Here is a 17,931-nt window from a genome sequence, read left to right as displayed (position 1 = left end):
CATGGCCGACACCCTTCTGTCCCCCGTGCCCGACGAAGACGGCGCGCCCTTCTGGGAGTACGCCGGGCGGGGGGAGCTGCGCGTCCAGGCCTGCGCCGACTGCGGTGAGCTCCGCTTCCCGCCGCGCCCCTGCTGTCCGCACTGCCGGTCGTTCGCGAGCGAGTGGCGGAAGGTGAGCGGGAAGGGGCGGATCTGGTCGTACGTCGTCCCGCATCCGCCGCTGCTCCCGGCCTATGCGGCGCGGGCGCCGTACAACGTGGTCGTGGTGGAGCTGGCCGAGGCCCCGTGTATCCGGCTGGTCGGGAACCTCGTCGCCGCCGACGGCGCGCCGCTGGACTCGATACCACCCGACCGGGTCCGGATCGGTACGAGGGTGCAGGTCGTCTTCGGCGCGGACGGGCTGCCGCGGTGGGTCGCGGAGCAGCCGTGAGCGGGGGGCTGCGGGTCGCCGCCGACCGGTCCACGGGTGTAGCGGTCGTCACTCTGGACCGGCCGGCCAAGCTCAATGCGATCGATACGGCGATGGCCGGCGAACTGCGCTCCTGCTGGGGAGGGTTGCGGTTCGACGACTCCGTACGGGCCGTCGTGCTCACGGGGGCGGGCGAGCGGGCCTTCTGCACGGGGATCGACCGGGACACGCGGGTGCCGCAGCCCCGCTCGCCGTACATGGTGGACGATCCGCTGCTCCGGGTCGGACCGAAGGCGAACGACCTGTGGAAGCCGGTGATCGCCGCCGTGCGGGGGATGGTCTGCGGAGGGGCGTTCTATCTGCTGGGCGAGAGCGAGTTCGTCGTGGCGGACACCTCCGCGACCTTTTTCGACCCGCACACCACCTACGGGATGGTCAGCGCGTACGAGTCCGTCTACATGGCGCACCGGATGCCCTGCGGAGAGGCGGCGCGCATGGCCCTGATGGGCACCGCGGAGCGGATCTCGGCACGGCGGGCCTACGAGGTCGGTCTGGTGTCCGAACTCACCGAGGCCGGTGGGGCGGTGAAGGCGGCGGTGCGCTGCGCCGAGGTCATCGCGTCCTATCCGCCGGAGGGGGTCCAGGGCACCGTGCGGGCCCTGTGGGCGGCGAAGGAGGCGGCGCGCGCGCAGGCCTTCGCCCAGGCGCCGCAGCTGATCGCGCTCGGAAACCTGCCACCGGAACGGCAGGCGGAGCTGTTCACCGGCCGGCGGACGGAGGGCCACCGGGTGCGGTGAGCACGGGGGCGCCCGACGGCGGCCGTCGCCCTGTACGTCGGCCGTCCACACCCGCGCGGCTCAGGCCGTGCGCGCCGTGCCCGTTCCCTTCTCCGCGTCCAGCGCGTACACACAGCGGTCCTTGCTGCACGCGTACACCACGCCGTCCTTCACCACGGGCGCGCCGGTGATCTCCCCGCCCGTGGCCAGCTTCCAGCGCAGGCGCCCGTCGTCGGCCTTCAGCGTGTACAGCAGGTGGTCCGTGGAGCCGAAGTGGATACGGCCCTCCGCGACCGCCGGGGTGCCCACGATGTCGCCGCCCGCCTGGAAGCGCCACTTCGGGGTGCCCGTGACCGCGTCCAGGGTGTACAGGCCCTTGCCGCTGCCGACGTGGACGTGTCCCGCGGCGACCAGTACGGGGTCGACGGCCGCCCGCGACTCGGTCGCGATGCGCCAGCGGTCGCGGCCGTCCGCCGCGTCGAGGGCGTAGACCGTGCCGAGGTAGTCCGCGAGGTAGATGCCGCCGCCGGTGACCGCCGGGCCGGGCACGAAGGCAGGAGGGGACAGGAACACCGCCGGCGCCTCGAAGTGCCAGCGCACCATGCCGGTCGCCACCTCGACGGCCAGCACCCGGGTGCCGGCCGAGACGTACACACAGCCGTCCGACGCGTGCGTCAGGCGCACCGGGACGCCGCCGCAGGACGCCGCGTCGCCGATCGGGTAGGACCAGCGTTCCTCGCCCGTACGGGCCTGAAGGGCCCGCAGCCGGGCGTCCTTCCACACGTACACCGTGCCGTCGTGGACCGCCGGCCCGGCCTCCGGTGACTCGAAGTCGGTCTGGGCGCCGCCGATCTCCCACAGCTTCTGCCCGTTGGACGCCTCCCAGGCCTGGACGCCGCCGCCGCGCGTCCCGGTGACGACCGTGCCCCGGTCGGCCTTGAGGGAGTACACCCAGCCGTCCAGGGACAGCCGCCACAGGTCCGTGCCCTCGCGGGCGTCCAGGGCGAAGAGCGTGGGGCCGTCCGAGGCGTGGACGCGGCCGTCGGCGACCGCCATCGACCAGGCGACGTCGCGTGTCTTGAAGCGGCGACGGCCCGTGGCCACGTCCAGGGCGTGCACTTCGAAGGAGGTCACGTACACGAGGTCGTCGGCGACCGCCGGTGTGCCCCAGACGTCGTTGGACATGCGGAAGCGCCACGGGCGCCAGCCGGAGGCCGTCTCCGGGGGCGGGGGCGCGATCGCGGGCACGGCTCCGGCCGCGCCGTTGACCCCGGCGGCCGGCCGGGACCAGGACGCGGCGAGGCCCGCCTCGGGGGGAGGGGCCTTCACGGCGGCCGCGCGGGCGTCGGCGACCCGCGGTCCGGGACCGATCGGCACCGATGCGCCCGCGAGCCGTACCGGTCCGCCGTCGGGGGCGCCGACCGGCATCGGCACCGGGTCGTGCGACGGCGGGGGCGGCAACGCGGGCCGTGCGGCGCCTGCACCGCCGCTGCGGTTGCCGGAGGAGGACGGGCCGGCCGGCGGGCGCCCGCCGCGGCGGGCCTCGATCAGGCTGACGGCCTTCTCGGGCAGCCATGCCGAGGCCGTACCGCTGTCGTCGGAGCCGGAGCCGAAGAGGTGGGGTGCGAGCTGGGCCTGCAGGTCGGCCGGGTTGGGGCGGGCGGTGGCCTCCATCTGCATGCAGGACTCGATGAGCGGGCGCAGCTCGTCCGGCAGGCCGGACAGGTCCGGGCCCTCGCGCAGCAGCATGAAGACGGTCTCGACGGGGTTGGCGCCGTGGAAGGGGGGATGGCCGGTGGCCGCGAAGACGAGCATCGAGCCGAGCGAGAAGACATCGCTCGCCCCGGTCACGCTGCGCGAGTCCTTCGCCTGTTCGGGCGACATGTAGGCGGGCGTACCGACCGCGACGTTCGTCATCGTCAGACGTGTGTTCGATACGCCGGAGGCGATACCGAAGTCGATCACCCGGGGGCCGTCCTCGACGACGAGGACGTTCGACGGCTTGAGGTCACGGTGGACCAGGCCCGCCCCGTGGATGGACTGCAACGCCTCCGCCACACCCGCGGCCAGCCAGCGCACCGCCTGGGCCGGCAGCGGCCCGCACTCGGTCACTATCTCCTCGAGGGAGGGCGCGGGCACATATGCGGTGGCGAGCCACGGCACGGCCGCGCGCGGGTCGGCGTCGACCACGGCCGCCGTGTAGAAGCCGGAGACCGCCCGGGCGGCCTCCACCTCACGTGTGAAGCGCACCCGGAACAGCTGGTCCTCGGCCAGCTCCGTGCGCACCGTCTTGATCGCCACACGCCGGCCCGACGCCGAGCGCGCGAGATAGACCAGCCCCATGCCGCCGGCACCCAGCCGTCCCAGCACCTCGAACGGCCCGATCCGCCGCGGATCGTGCTGCGTCAGCTGATCCACCACTTGCCTGCCACCTCCCCGTACGGGTCGCGTCATCCGCCTCGTGCACGCGACCCCGTGCAGCGTCTCACCACCGCACCGCCGCGGCGGCACGCACCCCGATTCTTCCTGTCCGGGCCACCGGTTGCGAACCCGGGGGCGGATCGGGGTGTCTCCGGACAAAACCACGCCTGGCCGCTCCCGGGGAAGCGGGCGCCCGCATGGTGGAACGCCCGGAGCACTCCGGAAGTGCCGTGAAAGTCGCGAAAACGCCGCCGAAATGCAGCCTCCGGCGGTGGCTCCGCAACGCCCTCGGCGGCCTGTGGAGCGGCCGAGGCGGCGTCGGCTACCTCTGGAGCAGCGCGAAGGACGCCCCCTGATTGTCCGTGACCACCGCCACTCGTCCGTACGAGGCTTCGAACGGCGGTACCTGTACCCGGCCGCCCAGTCGGCCCACCGCCTCGATCGCCGCCGCGGCGTCCTCGACGCCGAAGTGGACGAGGAAGTGGGGAGGCATCTCGGCAGGGAAGACGTCCTCGATCGGCGCGCGCCCGAAGTCGGGGACTGCGCCCGGCCCGAAGAGGGCATCGTGGAAGATTCCCGTGTAGAAGGCGTTGGCGGCGGCCGTGTCCCGCGTGTACAGCTCGGACCATGTGAAGGTGCCGGGCTCGTGCCGCCTGCCGAAGCCCTGGTGCGTCCCGGCCTGCCACAGCCCGAACACGGCGCCCTCGGGGTCCGCGGTCAGCGCCATGATGCCGAGACGGCCCACGGGGGCGGGCGGGACGACGACCTGGCCGCCGGCCGCCCGGATACCCTCGGCGAGCGCGGCGGCGTCGGGCGTCGCGAAGTACACCGTCCAGACGGTGGGCATGCGGCCGTCCCGCTTGCGCACCAGCGCGGCCACCGGTTCGCCGTCCAGGCACGCCCACACGGTCGAGCCGTACGCCTCCTCGAAGGTCCACCCGAAGAGCGCACCGTAGAACCGCCTGCCCGCCTCGACATCCGGCAGCTGGACGTCGACCCAGCAGGGGACGCCTTCCGGGAAGGCGGTGTCGTCCGGACCCGCGCCGCCGGAGGGCAGATTTTCGGCCATGCCGCCAAGTTAAAAGGGATTCCCCCGGGGCGCTCGGCGTACGTACTCCCTTCTCACAGCCCACAGGAGCAGTCACCAGCCCCTCCACTCCCCATTTGCACTCGGCCGAATCGCGCTCCCATCACCCCTCGGTAAGCTGACGGCATGACAGGACAAGTGCGTACCGTCGACGGCCGTGTGGCCGGTCGGCGCGGGCAGGCGACCCGGCAGAAGCTGCTCGACTGCCTCAGCGAGATGCTCAGCTCGTCGCCCTACCGGGACGTCAAAGTCATCGATGTCGCCCGGAAGGCCGGGACGTCCCCCGCCACCTTCTATCAGTACTTCCCGGACGTCGAGGGCGCCGTCCTGGAGATCGCCGAGCAAATGGCCGCGGAGGGCGCAGGGTTGACCCGGCTGCTCGAGGGACGCTCGTGGGCAGGCAAGGCGGGCTGGCAGTCCGCGCAGGAACTCGTCGACGGATTCCTGGAGTTCTGGCGCAAGCACGACGCGATCCTTCGAGTGGTCGATCTGGGCGCGGCCGAGGGTGACAAGCGCTTCTACAAGATCCGCATGAAGATCCTGAACTCCGTGACCAACTCCCTGGCGGACTCGATCACCGAACTCCAGTCCAAGGGGAGGGTCGACAAGGACGTGAGCCCGGCGGCCGTGGCCGGCGCGCTCGTGGCGATGCTCGCGTCCGTGTCCTCCCACCAGAAGGGGTTCACCTCCTGGGGCGTCAAGCAGGCCGAACTGAAGCCGAACCTGGCGCTGTTGGTGCACCTGGGAGTGACCGGGAGGAAGCCTACGAGGTAGTGCCGCTGCGCATCTTTTTCCCTGACCGTCGTAGCTTTCCCTGACCAGGCCGGCTGTTCCGGCGCACGTTCTGTCATATGGGCGGTGGTCCACTCCGGTGGGCCGCCGCCCGCTGTTCATGCCCGCGTCAGCGGCAGCGGGCGGTCCTCCACCACGTGCTTCATCACCAAGGTGGACGTCAGCCGCTGCACGCCCGGCAGGGTCGCCAGACGCTCGTCGTAGAGCCGCTGGAAGGCGGCGAGGTCGACGGTGGCGATCCGCAGCAGGTAGTCGGGGTCGCCGAAGAGCCGCTGGGCCTCCAGGACGTGCTCCACCTCGCTCAGCGCCCGCTCGAAGCCGGCGACGGTGTCCCGGTCCTCCTGGCGCATCGAGACGAAGACCAGCGCCTCGAAGTTCAGCCCGACGGCGGCCGGGTCCACCAGCGCCCGGTAGCCGCGGATCGCGCCGCTTCGCTCCAGCTCGCGCAACCGCCGGTGACACGGCGAGACGCTGAGCCGCACCCGCGCGGCCAGCTCGGTCACGGTCAGCCGCCCGTCCTGCTGCAGCTCGGCAAGGATTTTCTGGTCCACGGTGTCCATGAGGTAGATCTTCCCTCACGAGGGACGAGAACAGAGAAAATCCGGGAACACTTTCGGCCTGTTCACGCCTAATGTCACCACCATGAACACGGGAGCGGTGATGTCCTTCCTCGCCGTGGACCTGCTGCTGGTCTGCGTGCCGGGCGCCGACTGGGCGTATGCGATCGCGGCGGGCCTGCGCGGGCGGTCGGTGGTGCCCGCCGTCGCCGGTCTGGTGGCCGGGTACGCGGGGCACACGGCACTGGCGGCGGCGGGGCTCGCGGTGGTGGTGGCGGGGTCGCCGGGGCTGCTGACGGCACTGACGGTGGCGGGGGCCGGGTACCTGGTGCGGCTCGGATGGGGAGTGCTGCGCCGCCCCGCCGCCCCGGGCGCGGCCTCGGGCCGGGCGGCGGACGCGAGCGTGGCCCGGGTCTTTCTGCGGGGCGCGGGCATCAGCGGCCTCAACCCCAAGGGCCTGTTGCTCTACCTCTCCGTGCTGCCGCAGTTCCTGGACACCAGGGGCGCGCGGCTGCCGGTGGCGGCGCAGACGGCGGTGCTCGGGCTGGGGCACATGGTGTGCTGCGCGGCCGTGTACCTCACCGTCGGGGTACTGGCCCGCGCCGTGCTGGCCGCCCGGCCCGCCGCGGCCCGGGCGGTCACCCGGACGAGCGGTGCCGCGATGCTGGGGATCGGCGCGTTTCTGCTGGTGGAGCGTCTGGCGACGCTCTGACCGCCGTGACGCCGCGCGACGGGCCGCGTGCCGGGCTCCGCATCGGCCGCGCGACGGGCCGCGCGCGTCGGGCTCCGCATCGGCCGTGCGAGCGGCCGCGCAGACCGCGCGCTCAGCTCCGTACGAGCCGGAACAGCCGGATCTCGCGCTCCACCCGCGCCTGGTAGGTCGCATACGGCGGCCAGAAGGCCAGCACCGCCCTCCAGGCAGCCTCCCGCTCCCGGCCCGAGAGCAGATGGGCCGTGACCGGGATCTCCTCTCCCTTCCAGCTGATCCGCGCGTCGGGGTGGACGAGCAGGTTGGCGGTCCAGGCGGGGTGGCCGGGCCGCCCGAAGTTGGAGCCGATCAGGATCCAGCTGCCGCCACGCTCGGGCATGCACGCCAGGGGTGTACGGCGCTCCAGACCGCTCCTCGCGCCGGTGCAGGTGAGGATCACGCCCGGCAGCATCCGCGCGCTGAGCAGCACCTTCCCCCGGGTCATCCGGTGCACCGCACGGTCCAGCGCGGGCACGACGTGCGGCGCGACCTTGGCGAAGGCCCGCGCGGAGGACACCTTCTGCACGATCCGCACCCCTCTGGCCGTCACACCGCCACCTCCTTCTCCTCGAAGAGCCGGGCCGTGTCGGCCGCGTGTGCCCGCAGTCGGTGGACGGACCCGAACAGCAGCTCGTCCCCGGCCGCCCGCTTGAAGTACAGATGGGCCTCGTGCTCCCAGGTGAACCCGATGCCGCCGTGCAACTGGACCGCCTCTCCGGCCGCGGTCCGCAGCGTTCCGAGCGCCTGGGCGAGGGCGAGCCCGCCGACCCGCTCCCCCCGGGCGGTGGCCCAGGCCGCGTAGTACGCCGCCGAACGCGCCGCCTGCACCCGGACGTACACATCGGCCAGCCGGTGCTTGACGGCCTGGAAGGAGCCGATCGCCCGCCCGAACTGTTCCCGCCGCTTGACGTATGCGACGGTCGTCTCCAGGGCACGGTCGGCGGCCCCGACGGCTTCGCAGGCGAGGACGGCGGCGGCGCGGTCCCCGACGGCGGCGAGCGCCCCGGGCACATCGGTGCGGTCCTCGCCGAGCAGTTCGGCCTCCACGTCGCGCAGTTGGATGCGCGCGAGGGGGCGCGTCGCGTCGAGGGCGGTTTCCCTGGTCCGCACCCCGCCCTCCCGCACCAGGAACAGAAGGGTCCGCGACCGGGCGAACCCGCCGGTGTGCGCGGCGACGACCAGCAGCCCGGCGCTGTGTCCGTCGAGCACCTGCCCGGCCTCCCCGTACAGCCGCCAGGCCCCGTCCGCCCGCCGGGCCTGCATCCCGCCCGCGCGTCCCCCACCCGCCCAGGCGCCCCGGTTGTCACCGGTCAGGCAGAGGGCGGTGGCGAGGGCGGTCCCGGGCACGGCGAGGGCGGCGGTCAGCTCTCCCGAGGCGATGCCGGGGAGCAGGTCGGCGCGCTGGGCGTCGGTGCCGAGAGCGAGCAGCAGGGGTGCGGTGAGAACGGCCGTCGACAGCAGGGGGGAGGGGGCGAGGCAGCGTCCCGTCTCCTCGCAGGCGAGGGCGAGTTCGGTGGTGGTGCAGCCGGACCCGCCGTAGGCCTCGGGGAGCGCTAGCCCGGGCAGGCCGAGCCGGCGGGCGAGGACATCCCAGAGGGCGGGGTCGTATCCGGTGTCCGTGTCGACGGCGGCCCGGACGTCCTGCGGCCCGCAGCGCCGCGCGAGCACGTCCCGCACCGTACGGCGGATCTCGTCCTGTTCGGCGGTGAAGCGGGCGTCCATGAGCGGGTCCCCCTCTCCGTCTGACGCACCGTCATATTAGGCCGGCCCGGTACGCATGCACAGGCCCGGCGGCACAGAATCTGATGTACCGTCAGATTCATGAGCGCTGTGACCGGCCGGCCCAAGGCCGCCATCGCCGGGGTGGCCCTGTCCGACTGCGGCCGGCTCGACGAGGCGACGCCGTACGCCCTGCACGCCCAGGCCGCCCGCCGCGCCCTGGCCGACTCCGGGCTGGACCACTCGGTGATCGACGGCTTCGCCTCCGCGGGCCTGGGCACGCTGGCCCCGGCGGAGGTCGCCGAGTATCTGGGGCTGCGGCCCACCTGGGTCGACTCCACGTCCGTCGGCGGTTCCACCTGGGAGGTCATGGCGGCGCACGCGGCGGACGCGATCGCGGCGGGCCACGCGCGGGCGGTGCTCCTGGCCTACGGCTCGACGGCCCGGGCGGATGTACGGGCCGGCCGCCGCACCGGCACGCTGTCCTTCGGCACGCGCGGGCCCTTGCAGTTCGAGGCCCCGTACGGTCACACGCTGATCGCCAAGTACGCGATGGCGGCCCGCCGCCATATGCACCGGTACGGCACCACGCTCGAGCAGCTCGCCGAGGTGGCGGTGCAGACACGGGCGAACGCGGCCGCGAACCCGGAGGCGATGTTCCGCGCCCCGGTCACCGTCGACGAGGTCCTGTCCGGCCCGATGATCGCGGACCCCTTCACCAAGCTGCACTGCTGCATACGGTCCGACGGCGGGGCGGCGGTGCTGCTGGTCGCCGGGGAACTGGTACGGGACTGCCGTACGGCACCGGTGTGGGTGCTCGGGGCCGGGGAGCACGTCTCGCACACGACCATGTCCGAATGGCCCGACTTCACCGTTTCCCCGGCGGCGGTGAGCGGCCGTCTCGCCTTCCAGCGGGCGGGCGTACGCCCGGAGGAGATCGACTTCGCGGAGATCTACGACGCCTTCACCTATATGACGCTGGTGACGCTGGAGGACCTCGGGTTCTGCGGGAAGGGCGAGGGCGGGGCCTTCGTGGGGAAGGGGCGGCTGCTGGTGCGCGGCGGGCGGCTGCCGGTGAACACGGACGGGGGCGGCCTCTCGGCCCAGCATCCCGGGATGCGGGGGCTGTTCCTGCTGGTGGAGGCGGTACGGCAGCTGCGCGGGGAGGCCGGGGACCGGCAAGTGCGGTGCCACGACGGCGAGTTGCCCCGGCTGGCCGTCGCCTCCGGGACCGGGGGCTGGTTCTGCTCGTCGGGGACGATGGTGCTGGGGCGGTGAGGCGAAGGGCGGCGCCTCGGTGCCGTGCCGAGCCCGTGGGGAGGGGCCCGGTCCCGCGGGGCCGGTGGGCCGGGCGGCGCGGGGCCGGGCGCGGTGGATCGGGACGGATCAGGCGCCCAGGGCGTGGACCATGTTGACGATGGCGGTCATCTGCGGTGCGCTCTTGACCGCGTAGTCGGAGCCGGTGTAGCCGAACCAGTCCCAGCAGCCCTGGGGGTTGACGGGCCAGACGCTGGAGACGGCCTGCGGATAGAGGACGACGAGGTTGTTGGTGTCGGCGTAGGTGTCGAGGTTGCCCTTCTCGGCGAAGGCGGTGCCGAGCAGTTGCTGGGCGGACAGACAGCCGTGCAGGGCAACCACCAGCCTGCAGGCGGCACCCTGGGCGCAGGCGGGCGGGACGTAGAGCTGCCCGGTGGTGTCCATGGACAGGGCGCGGGCGGAGCCGCCGGGGGCGTAGGCGTTCTGGTCGAAGTACCTGAGAGTGCCCATGGGGGCGCCGGCGTTGCGCGGGTTGACGCCGCCCAGCCAGGTGGTCAGCATCTCGCGCTGCGGGTCGTTGTGGCAGTTGTTCAGGAAGGGCGGCAGGGTGAGCGCGCAGGGTACGACGCCGTCGGGCGTGGGCCAGGAGTGCCCGGCGGCATCCCAGTTGTGGTACGTGACGTCGGCGCCGAAGTCCTCGTAGAAATCGACGCCGGCCCGGGAGACCAGCGGGTTCACGACCGGGTCGAGGTAGCCGTGGTACGTGTAGACCGGCTTGCCCGCCAGGTTGGAGAGCGGGTCGATGCGGCCCTCGGCGGCCCAGCCGCGGGCCTGGCGCTCCAGATCGTCGGCACCGAGGCCCAGGTCGCAGGTGACGAACTTGATCACCTTGCCCTGGCCGCAGTCGTACGGCCCGGCGGCGTAGACGCCGGCACCGTCGAAGGTGCCTGAATAGGCGACCTGGAGCTGGGTGGCCATGAAGCCGCCGGAGGAGACACCGGCGACATAGGTGCCCGTGATGTTCAGTCCGGGCAGGGGCGGGGTGGCGGCCTGGGCCGGCGTGGCCAGGCCGACCGCGGCCAGAGCGACCGTGGCGCCGAGGGCGGCGACGGACTGGACGGCTCTGCGTAGGGAGCGGAACCTCATTGTGCACACTCCGATGGGTGGGGAGAGCGGGTGCCGCCCGGGCGGGCGGACCCGGAACCCGGGGCGGCGACCGCCGGAACCGGGCCCTTGCCGTCCGGCCCGACGGGCCTTCGGACGGCGCGGGAGCCGTGGACGTGCCGGTGGCATGGATCAGGAGGACGTGCCGGTGGCACGGATCAGTCGGACCGCTCGGCGGCGTCGTCGGCCAGGGTGATGGCGCGGCGGAGGATCTTGCCGGTGGGGCCCTTCGGCAGGGCGGCGGGCTCGGACAGGGGACCGTAGGACGCCGGCAGTTCGGGCAGGCCCGCACGGCTCAGCGCCAGCCACCCGGTTCCGCAGCTCTCGGCCGCGGCCGCGCCCTTCGGCGGCGGACCCCTCGAAGGCAAGCAGCAGTCCCGCGCCGGAGTCGGTGAGGTAGTGGTGGACCTCGCGGGCCTTCAGCAGGGGGTTCACCGGCACCACCACGGCACCGGCGCCCAGGATCCCGAAGTGGAGGACGGCGAAGTCCGGGACGTTGGGTGCCGTCAGCCCGACGCGGTCGCCGGGGCGGACCCCGTGGGCGCGCAGGAGGGCCGCCATCCGCGCCGAGTGGTCCGCCTGCGCGCCGTAGCGCAGGGACGAGGCCCCCAGACGGAGGGCGGCCCTCTCGGGGTCGCACTCCGCCCGCACTGTCAGCAACGCGGCGAGGTTCGCGGACGCGGCGGGCTTCGTGACGGGACTGCTCACGGGAGGGCTCCCTCGAATCGCGGCGGCTGCCGGGGCCGGCGGCACACTCGGGTTACCAACCAATCGATTGGTTGTTTCCGGATCGTTGCGAGCTACCATCGGGCTTCCGCGTTACGGTGTCAACCAATCGATTGGTTGGAATCTTTTCGAGCCTCAGGAGCAGCCGTGGACCTTCCCGCATGGGAACCCCGCCGGGTCGTCGCCATGGCAGCGGTCCTGCCCGAGGGCGTCACGCCGCCCGGCACGCGCGGGCGGATCCTCGAGGCCGGGCTGCAGCTGTTCGCCGAGTCCGGTTTCGCCGGCGCCTCGATCCGGCAGATCGCGGGCATGGTCGGCATCAACTCCGCGACCCTGTACGCGCACTACCCCTCCAAGGGGCATGTGCTGGCGGAGCTGGTGCGCATCGGCCATGAGGAGATGTGGGCCCGGCTGAGCGAGGCCGCCACCCGCACCCGGGACGACCGTGCCGCCCGGCAGCTGGCCGCCCTGGTCCGCGCCCATGTGCTGGTCCACACCGACTACCCGTTGCTGGCGGTCGTCACCAACGGCGAACTGCACGCCCTGGACCCCGAACTGGCCGCGCCCTCGCTCCGCCTGCGGGACGAGTGCCGCCGCCTGCTGGCCGAAGTCCTCGAACGCGGCCTGGACAACGGCGAGTTCAGCATCGACGATCCTGTGCTGGCCGTCACCGCGATCGGCGGCCTCGGCGTCCAGGTCGCCCACTGGTTCGGCCCCGAGCTCGACCGTACGCGTGAGCAAGTCGCCGACCAGTACGCCCAGTTCGCCCTGCGCATCGTGCACGCCGGCCACTGAGCTCACGGGACCTTTCCCCCGGCCCTGTGTGAAGGAGCGCCCATGCAACCGGTCCTCACCACCCGCCACGGCTCCGTCCGCGGCACCTCCGGCCCCGCGGGCATCGCCTGCTTCAAGAACATCCCCTACGCCGCCGCGCCCACCGGGCCGCTGCGCTTCGTACCCCCACAGCCGCCGGCCGCCTGGGCCGGCGTCCGTGACGCGAGTACCTACGGCCCCACCGCCCCCAAGGCCCCCTACCCCGCCCCGATGGACCGCCTCATCCCGGAGGTGGACATCCCCGGCGAGGACTTCCTCAACCTCAACATCTGGACCCCCGGCCCGGCCGGACGCCTGCCCGTCATGGTGTGGATCCACGGCGGCGCCTTCGGCAACGGCTCCGGTTCCGTCCCCGGCTACGACGGCACGGCGTTCGCCCGTGACGGCATCGTCCTGGTCACCCTCAACTACCGTCTGGGCGCCGAGGGCTTCCTCCACCTCGGAACCCACGACACCGCACAGGCCAACCTGGGCCTTCTGGACCAGATCGCCGCCCTGGAATGGGTCCGCGACAACATCGCGTCCTTCGGCGGCGACCCCGACCGCGTCACCGTCTTCGGCCAGTCGGCCGGTGCCATGAGCATCGGCACACTGCTCGCCATGCCCGCGGCCAAGGGGCTGTTCCACCGCGCCGTCCTGCAAAGCGGCGCGGCCCACCACACCCTCTCTCCCGGCTCCGCCGCCCTCGTCGCGAGCCGGCTGGCCTCGCTGCTGGGCGTCCCGCCCACCCGGGCGGACCTCGCCGCCGTTCCTCCCCGGCGGCTGCAGGCCGCGCAGCAGCAGTTGCGGGCCGAGATCTCCGCACGTCCCGACCGGGCGCTATGGGGCGAGGCGGCTCTCAACCTGATGCCCTTCGAACCGGTGGTCGACCAGGACACCCTGCCCCGCACACCCACCGAAGCGATCGCGGACGGGGCTGCGGCGGACGTGGACGTCCTGGTGGGCTGCACCCGCGACGAGTTCCGTCTGTTCACCGTGCCCACCGGGCTGGACCGCCTGGTGACCGACGACCTCGTGGAGCGCGCCGCGACCGCGTACGGTCTGCCTGCCGGCCGTGGCGTGCCCGCCTACCGTGCGGCCTTCCCCGACGCGGCGCCGGGCGAGCTCTTCGCCGAGATCGCCACCGACTGGTTCTACCGGCTGCCCGCCGTGCGCCTGGCCGAAGCCCAGACCCGCCAAGGCGCCCGCGCGTTCGTCTACGAATTCGCCTGGGGCTCCCCGGCGTTCGGGGACGCGCTCGGGGCATGCCATGCGGCCGAAGTCCCCTTCGTCTTCGACAACCTGGCCGACCCGGGCTTCGCGCCCCTGCTCGGCGACGCCCGGCCGCAGCACATCGCCGACGACATGCACGCCGCATGGGTCGCCTTCGCCACCACGGGCGATCCCGGCTGGTCCGCATACCGTGCACCCGACCGCGCGGTCCGTCGGTTCGGCGCCTCGCCGGACATCACCCACGATCCCCGCGGCGACCTGCGGGTCCTGTGGGAGGGCGTGCGCTGACACCCCGGCCCGTCCGCGCGCCCGGCCCCGAGCCCCGTCTGTCCGGCACCGCCAGGCCCGGGAGTCATACTCGGGTCATGGGAACGGATCTTCACGAGCTGCTCAGGTCCCTCCGGGTCTGGGACGTCGAGCTGCCCTCCTTCGATCCGGCGACCGCGCCCGCGGACCCGCTGACGCTGTTCACGGAGTGGTTCGCGGAGGCCGTGGCGGCGGGACAGACCGAGCCGCACACCATGTCGCTGGCGACGGCGGACACCGACGGCACACCCGACGTCCGCACGGTGATGCTGCACGGAGCCGATGCGCAGGGGTGGGCGTTCGCGACGCACGCGGGCAGTCGCAAGGGGCGGCAGCTGGCGGTGCGCCCCTATGCCGCTCTGGGCTTCTACTGGCCCGTCCAGGGCCGTCAGGTCCGGGTGCGCGGACCGGTCACGGCCGCGCCCTCCGCGGAGGGCCAGGCGGATCTGCACGCACGCTCGACCGGCGCGCTGGCCGCGGCGCTCACGGGCCGCCAGAGCGAAGTGCTCGGGTCTCCGGAGGAGTTGGCGCGGGCGTCGGAAGAGGCGTGGGAGCGGGCGCAGCGGGAGCCGGACGCCCCGGTCCCGTCCTGGACGCTCTACCGGCTCCACCCGCAGGAGGTGGAGTTCTTCCAGGGGGACGCGAGACGCCGGCATGTACGGCTGGTCTACCGCCGTGAGCGCGAAGGGTGGGCCAGACAGCTCCTGTGGCCCTGAGAGCGCGCATCGTCGGGCTGCGGGCTGCAGCTCGCGGGCTGCGGGCCGCGGTCAGGAGCGCCCCGGTTCGGGATTGAGCTCCGGCTCCGGGTCGCTCGCGATGCGTCCATGCAGGTGCTCGTCCCGGAACGCGTCCTGCCGGCCCTGCTCGAACATGGCGCCGCGCAACGTTCCCTCGTACCGGAAGCCACAGCGTTCCGCGATGCGGCAGGACGCCTCGTGCCCCAGGGCGTGGCCCAGTTCCAGGCGGTGGAGCCCCAGGTCGGTCAGGGCCCAGCGGGCGGCGACGGCCAGGGCGCGGGTGGCGACACCGCCGCCGCGGGCCTCGGGCAGCACCCAGTAGCCGACGCGGGCGACGCTCAGGACGTGGTCGATCTCGTTGACGCCGATGTGTCCCAGCGTCGCACCGCCGGCCGCGTCCGTGATCCGGAACGAGGCGCTCGTCCCGTCCGCCGCGCGAGCCGCCTTCGACCGCAGCGACTCACGCGCGTCGGCTCGGTCCCGCACGATCTTCAGGGGTGTGTTCCACCGCCCGAAGTCCGGGTCGGTCAGCCCTCGGAACCATGCGTCCAGATGCTCCTCGGACTCCGGGTCCCAGCCGCTCAGCCGCAGTCCGTGGCCCAGCAGTTCGGGGACGGGCGACGAGGGGAGGGAGGTCGAGGTGAGGGGGGACGGCGTGAGGGTCTTCCGGTGTATGTCGGCCATCGGGCCATTCAACCAACCGGGTGCACCGCGATCACCGGCCCGGCGGCCGGAACACCGGCACGCCCTCCCTGAAGGCCGCCTCCAGCTCCATGCCCACCCGCAGGGCGGCCTCCCCGCACTCCACCACCTCGGTCATCATCCGGGGCCCCTCCGCGAGCTCGACCACGGCGGCGACGTACGGTGTGCGCTCACGGAAGGGTGGCAGGTCGTTGCGGTGGACGACGGACCAGGTGTGGAGCGTGGCGCGCCCGCTCGCCCGCTCCCAGGTCACCTCCTCGCTCCAGCAGTACGGGCAGAACTCCCTCGGGTAGTGGTGGGCGCGTCCGCATGCCGCGCAGCGGCGGATCAGCAGCCTCCCTTCGGCTGCCGCCTCCCAGTAGGCGCGTGAGAAGGCGTCCACCTCGGGGAGGTCGAAACGCCCGCTCACCGGAACAGCCCCAGCGCGCTGTCCACCGACCAGGTCTGCCATGCCATCCCGAACAACCCGACCAGCGAGATCAGCGCCATCATCGAGTTCTGTCCCTGCTCCGCCCAGTCATGGATCATGAGCGTGAAGTAGAGGAGGTTGAGGAGCAGACCGCCGGCCAGGGCGACCGGGGTCAGAAAGCCCGCGATCAGGCCGAGGCCGAGGGCCAGTTCGGCATAGGCGACCACGTACGCCATCGTCCGCGGCCGGGGCGCGACCACCGCGTCGAAGCCGTTGCGTACCGCCGCCCACCGGTGCCTGGCCGCGATGTCGGCGGCCCAGGCGATCCCACTGCCCCGCTCGAACCACGCCTTCTTGTCCTTGTGCCGCCAGCTCTCCAGCCACCACAGCCCGAGCCCGATGCGGAGCACGGCGAACCATTCCGCGCCGGTGAGCCAGATCGTGTCCATGAGACGCCCGCCCCTCCCACCCACAGCTTCCTGACGGTACGTCAGTTCAGCGCAGCGCGGCCGAGCGTGCAAGACGCATGCGGACACGACGTACGGGGATGCGAGATACGCGGATGCGACGTACGGGGATGCGAGGTGCGCGGATGCGACGTACGGGGATGCGAGGTGCGCCGATGCGACGCGCGCGGGTACGAGGTGCGCGGACATGACGTACGGGGGAACGAGGTGTGCGGGCACAGCTCCCACCCCGGGCCCCTGCCCCGCACCCCTCCCACGCGACCCGCGCACCGGCCACCACCCCGCCACAATCGGTCCGCCTACGCCACCGGGCCCACCCACCCCTCCTACAGCCGTGATCAATTCGCAACCGATTCCGGTCTTGACCGAGACCCATCAACAATTAGCGGGATTACGCTCCCGCTCATGGCCGACTCGACTGCTGTATCGCCGCACTCCGTTGTGCCGGTCCACGAGGACCGACCGGTCTACGTCATCGGTGGTGGCCCGGGCGGTCTGGCCACGGCCCGCGCGCTGCGCGCCCGCGGCGTACGCGCCGTCGTACTGGAGAGGTCCGACCACGTCGGGGCGTCCTGGCGGCACCGCTACGACCGGCTGCATCTGCACACCACCCGGCGCCTCTCGGCCCTGCCCGGACTGCCGATACCGAGGTCCTTCGGGCGGTGGGTGTCACGCGACGACATGGTGCGCTACCTGGAGCGGTACGCCGAGCACCACCAGCTGGAGATCGTCACCGGCGTCGAGGTCTCGCGCGTCGAACCCGCACCGGACGGCACCGGCTGGCTGCTGCACGCCACCGGCGGCCGCCGGCTGACCGGCAGCGCGGTCGTCGTCGCCACCGGCTACAACCACACCCCGCGCCTGCCGGACTGGCCGGGTCTCGACACCTATACCGGCGAGTTCCTGCACGCCGGCGAATACCGCAACGCGGGGCCCTACGCCGGGCGCGACGTCCTCGTCGTCGGGGTCGGCAACACCGGCGCGGAGATCGCCGTCGACCTGGTGGCGGGCGGGGCCTCCCGGGTGCGGCTGTCGGTACGGACGCCGCCCCACATCGTGCGCCGTTCGACCGCGGGATGGGCCGCCCAGTACACGGGGGTGCTCGTCCGCCGGCTGCCGGTGCGCCTCGTCGACCGGCTGGCCGGTCCGATGGCGAAGCTGAGCGTGCCCGATCTGTCGGCGTACGGGCTGCCCCGGCCCGGCACGGGGCTGTACAGCCGGGTCAACGAGGGTGCCATCCCGGTTCAGGACGTCGGGCTGATCGAGGCCGTGCGCAAGGGGCGGGTCGAGATCGTGCCGGCCGTCGAGGGTTTCGAGGGCGGCAAGGTCGTCCACGCCGGCGGCAGCCGGACCGAGCCGGAGGTGGTGATCGCCGCCACCGGGTACGTCCGCGCCCTGGAGGGGCTGGTCGGCCACCTCGATGTCCTCGACGCCCATGGCAGGCCGGTCGCGCACGGCGCCCGCACCCCGCACACCGCGCCCGGCCTCCACTTCACGGGCTTCACCAATCCGATCAGCGGCATGCTCCGCGAACTGGGCCGCGACGCGGAGAAGATAGCCAAGGCGGTGGCGCGCCGGGTGGAGCGGACCCGCACCGCCCACTGACCC

The 17,931-nt window shown here is 73.0% G+C and carries 19 protein-coding genes; 9 read left to right on the top strand and 10 right to left on the bottom strand.

What is annotated here, in order from left to right; translation table 11 throughout:
* The first annotated feature begins 1 nt into the window (after window position 1).
* Both LZ604_RS00710 and LZ604_RS00705 read left to right on the top strand, forming a co-directional pair.
* Window positions 2-430 carry a Zn-ribbon domain-containing OB-fold protein gene (locus tag LZ604_RS00710; RefSeq protein ID WP_234511310.1) on the top strand — a complete coding sequence of 143 codons (429 nt, stop codon included), beginning with the start codon at window positions 2-4 and terminating at the stop codon, window positions 428-430.
* On the top strand, window positions 427-1,206 hold the full coding sequence (locus LZ604_RS00705) for an enoyl-CoA hydratase/isomerase family protein (protein WP_234511308.1): 780 nt from the start codon (window positions 427-429) through the stop codon (window positions 1,204-1,206). Before LZ604_RS00710 ends, LZ604_RS00705 begins: the two co-directional genes overlap by 4 nt.
* 60 nt (window positions 1,207-1,266) lie before the next feature.
* Here the strand turns inward: LZ604_RS00705 and LZ604_RS00700 are convergent, their stop codons facing one another.
* Both LZ604_RS00700 and kbpA read right to left on the bottom strand, forming a co-directional pair.
* A complete protein-coding gene (locus LZ604_RS00700) occupies window positions 1,267-3,606 on the bottom strand; it encodes a serine/threonine-protein kinase (protein WP_234511306.1) in 2,340 nt (779 codons plus the stop codon).
* Between the two features lie 322 nt (window positions 3,607-3,928).
* A complete protein-coding gene (gene kbpA, locus LZ604_RS00695; protein WP_234511303.1) occupies window positions 3,929-4,675 on the bottom strand; it encodes an AfsK-binding protein KbpA in 747 nt (248 codons plus the stop codon).
* A gap of 144 nt (window positions 4,676-4,819) precedes the next feature.
* Here kbpA and LZ604_RS00690 point away from each other — a divergent pair, with 144 nt between their 5' ends.
* Window positions 4,820-5,467, top strand: a complete 648-nt coding sequence (locus LZ604_RS00690; protein WP_234511301.1) for a TetR family transcriptional regulator — start codon at window positions 4,820-4,822, stop codon at window positions 5,465-5,467.
* 116 nt (window positions 5,468-5,583) lie between these two features.
* On the opposite strand, the gene LZ604_RS00685 is transcribed toward LZ604_RS00690, so the two are convergent.
* On the bottom strand, window positions 5,584-6,045 hold the full coding sequence (locus tag LZ604_RS00685) for an Lrp/AsnC family transcriptional regulator (RefSeq protein WP_234511299.1): 462 nt from the start codon (window positions 6,043-6,045) through the stop codon (window positions 5,584-5,586).
* A gap of 82 nt (window positions 6,046-6,127) precedes the next feature.
* On the opposite strand from LZ604_RS00685, the gene LZ604_RS00680 reads away from it, so the two are divergent.
* Window positions 6,128-6,754 (top strand): LysE family translocator, encoded by a 627-nt coding sequence (locus tag LZ604_RS00680; protein ID WP_234511296.1) that lies wholly within the window; start codon window positions 6,128-6,130, stop codon window positions 6,752-6,754.
* Between the two features lie 112 nt (window positions 6,755-6,866).
* Here LZ604_RS00680 and LZ604_RS00675 read toward each other — a convergent pair whose 3' ends face one another.
* Window positions 6,867-7,340, bottom strand: coding sequence for a nitroreductase/quinone reductase family protein (locus tag LZ604_RS00675; protein ID WP_234511294.1), 474 nt, complete (start codon window positions 7,338-7,340; stop codon window positions 6,867-6,869).
* Window positions 7,337-8,512: an acyl-CoA dehydrogenase family protein gene (locus LZ604_RS00670; protein ID WP_234511292.1), complete on the bottom strand. Its 1,176-nt coding sequence runs from the start codon at window positions 8,510-8,512 to the stop codon at window positions 7,337-7,339. The genes LZ604_RS00675 and LZ604_RS00670 overlap by 4 nt, the downstream gene beginning before the upstream one ends.
* A gap of 99 nt (window positions 8,513-8,611) precedes the next feature.
* Between LZ604_RS00670 and LZ604_RS00665 the strand changes: the two genes are divergently transcribed.
* Window positions 8,612-9,787 carry a thiolase C-terminal domain-containing protein gene (locus tag LZ604_RS00665; protein WP_234511290.1) on the top strand — a complete coding sequence of 392 codons (1,176 nt, stop codon included), beginning with the start codon at window positions 8,612-8,614 and terminating at the stop codon, window positions 9,785-9,787.
* Between the two features lie 108 nt (window positions 9,788-9,895).
* Here LZ604_RS00665 and LZ604_RS00660 read toward each other — a convergent pair whose 3' ends face one another.
* Both LZ604_RS00660 and LZ604_RS35965 read right to left on the bottom strand, forming a co-directional pair.
* Window positions 9,896-10,912 carry an extracellular catalytic domain type 2 short-chain-length polyhydroxyalkanoate depolymerase gene (locus LZ604_RS00660; protein WP_234511288.1) on the bottom strand — a complete coding sequence of 339 codons (1,017 nt, stop codon included), beginning with the start codon at window positions 10,910-10,912 and terminating at the stop codon, window positions 9,896-9,898.
* Window positions 10,913-11,062: 150 nt separating this feature from the next.
* On the bottom strand, window positions 11,063-11,638 hold the full coding sequence (locus tag LZ604_RS35965) for an AMP-binding protein (RefSeq protein WP_308283549.1): 576 nt from the start codon (window positions 11,636-11,638) through the stop codon (window positions 11,063-11,065).
* A gap of 165 nt (window positions 11,639-11,803) precedes the next feature.
* Here LZ604_RS35965 and LZ604_RS00650 point away from each other — a divergent pair, with 165 nt between their 5' ends.
* The 3 genes from LZ604_RS00650 (at window position 11,804) to LZ604_RS00640 (ending at window position 14,724) form a co-directional block, all read left to right on the top strand.
* Window positions 11,804-12,451 carry a TetR/AcrR family transcriptional regulator gene (locus tag LZ604_RS00650; protein WP_234511286.1) on the top strand — a complete coding sequence of 216 codons (648 nt, stop codon included), beginning with the start codon at window positions 11,804-11,806 and terminating at the stop codon, window positions 12,449-12,451.
* Window positions 12,452-12,493: 42 nt separating this feature from the next.
* Window positions 12,494-13,990 (top strand): carboxylesterase/lipase family protein, encoded by a 1,497-nt coding sequence (locus LZ604_RS00645; protein WP_234511283.1) that lies wholly within the window; start codon window positions 12,494-12,496, stop codon window positions 13,988-13,990.
* A gap of 77 nt (window positions 13,991-14,067) precedes the next feature.
* Window positions 14,068-14,724 (top strand): pyridoxine/pyridoxamine 5'-phosphate oxidase, encoded by a 657-nt coding sequence (locus tag LZ604_RS00640; RefSeq protein ID WP_234511280.1) that lies wholly within the window; start codon window positions 14,068-14,070, stop codon window positions 14,722-14,724.
* Between the two features lie 51 nt (window positions 14,725-14,775).
* Here LZ604_RS00640 and LZ604_RS00635 read toward each other — a convergent pair whose 3' ends face one another.
* The 3 genes from LZ604_RS00635 to LZ604_RS00625 are packed head-to-tail and all read right to left on the bottom strand — an operon-like array spanning window position 14,776 to window position 16,305.
* On the bottom strand, window positions 14,776-15,429 hold the full coding sequence (locus LZ604_RS00635; RefSeq protein ID WP_234511278.1) for a GNAT family N-acetyltransferase: 654 nt from the start codon (window positions 15,427-15,429) through the stop codon (window positions 14,776-14,778).
* A gap of 31 nt (window positions 15,430-15,460) precedes the next feature.
* On the bottom strand, window positions 15,461-15,898 hold the full coding sequence (locus LZ604_RS00630) for a Zn-ribbon domain-containing OB-fold protein (protein WP_267970779.1): 438 nt from the start codon (window positions 15,896-15,898) through the stop codon (window positions 15,461-15,463).
* Window positions 15,853-16,305: a DoxX family membrane protein gene (locus tag LZ604_RS00625; protein ID WP_234511272.1), complete on the bottom strand. Its 453-nt coding sequence runs from the start codon at window positions 16,303-16,305 to the stop codon at window positions 15,853-15,855. Before LZ604_RS00625 ends, LZ604_RS00630 begins: the two co-directional genes overlap by 46 nt.
* Before the next feature lie 423 nt (window positions 16,306-16,728).
* Between LZ604_RS00625 and LZ604_RS00620 the strand changes: the two genes are divergently transcribed.
* Window positions 16,729-17,928, top strand: a complete 1,200-nt coding sequence (locus LZ604_RS00620) for a flavin-containing monooxygenase (protein WP_234511270.1) — start codon at window positions 16,729-16,731, stop codon at window positions 17,926-17,928.
* The last annotated feature ends 3 nt before the right edge of the window (window positions 17,929-17,931 follow it).

It is taken from the genome of Streptomyces glomeratus (genome assembly GCF_021462825.1).
Classification (GTDB): Bacteria; Actinomycetota; Actinomycetes; order Streptomycetales; family Streptomycetaceae; genus Streptomyces; species Streptomyces glomeratus.
The sequence above is the reverse complement of the archived record's forward strand: the minus strand, read 5'-3'. Positions and strand labels throughout refer to the sequence as shown.

Bases quoted from the DNA above. Each gene is read 5' to 3' on its own strand.
- LZ604_RS00710 (WP_234511310.1), top strand. From the start codon at position 2: ATGGCCGACACCCTTCTGTCCCCCGTGCCCGACGAAGACGGCGCGCCC.
- kbpA (WP_234511303.1), bottom strand. From the start codon at position 4,675: ATGGCCGAAAATCTGCCCTCCGGCGGCGCGGGTCCGGACGACACCGCC.
- LZ604_RS00690 (WP_234511301.1), top strand. From the start codon at position 4,820: ATGACAGGACAAGTGCGTACCGTCGACGGCCGTGTGGCCGGTCGGCGC.
- LZ604_RS00685 (WP_234511299.1), bottom strand. From the start codon at position 6,045: ATGGACACCGTGGACCAGAAAATCCTTGCCGAGCTGCAGCAGGACGGG.
- LZ604_RS00680 (WP_234511296.1), top strand. From the start codon at position 6,128: ATGAACACGGGAGCGGTGATGTCCTTCCTCGCCGTGGACCTGCTGCTG.
- LZ604_RS00670 (WP_234511292.1), bottom strand. From the start codon at position 8,512: ATGGACGCCCGCTTCACCGCCGAACAGGACGAGATCCGCCGTACGGTG.
- LZ604_RS00665 (WP_234511290.1), top strand. From the start codon at position 8,612: ATGAGCGCTGTGACCGGCCGGCCCAAGGCCGCCATCGCCGGGGTGGCC.
- LZ604_RS00660 (WP_234511288.1), bottom strand. From the start codon at position 10,912: ATGAGGTTCCGCTCCCTACGCAGAGCCGTCCAGTCCGTCGCCGCCCTC.
- LZ604_RS00645 (WP_234511283.1), top strand. From the start codon at position 12,494: ATGCAACCGGTCCTCACCACCCGCCACGGCTCCGTCCGCGGCACCTCC.
- LZ604_RS00640 (WP_234511280.1), top strand. From the start codon at position 14,068: ATGGGAACGGATCTTCACGAGCTGCTCAGGTCCCTCCGGGTCTGGGAC.
- LZ604_RS00635 (WP_234511278.1), bottom strand. From the start codon at position 15,429: ATGGCCGACATACACCGGAAGACCCTCACGCCGTCCCCCCTCACCTCG.
- LZ604_RS00630 (WP_267970779.1), bottom strand. From the start codon at position 15,898: ATGGCAGACCTGGTCGGTGGACAGCGCGCTGGGGCTGTTCCGGTGAGC.
- LZ604_RS00625 (WP_234511272.1), bottom strand. From the start codon at position 16,305: ATGGACACGATCTGGCTCACCGGCGCGGAATGGTTCGCCGTGCTCCGC.
- LZ604_RS00620 (WP_234511270.1), top strand. From the start codon at position 16,729: ATGGCCGACTCGACTGCTGTATCGCCGCACTCCGTTGTGCCGGTCCAC.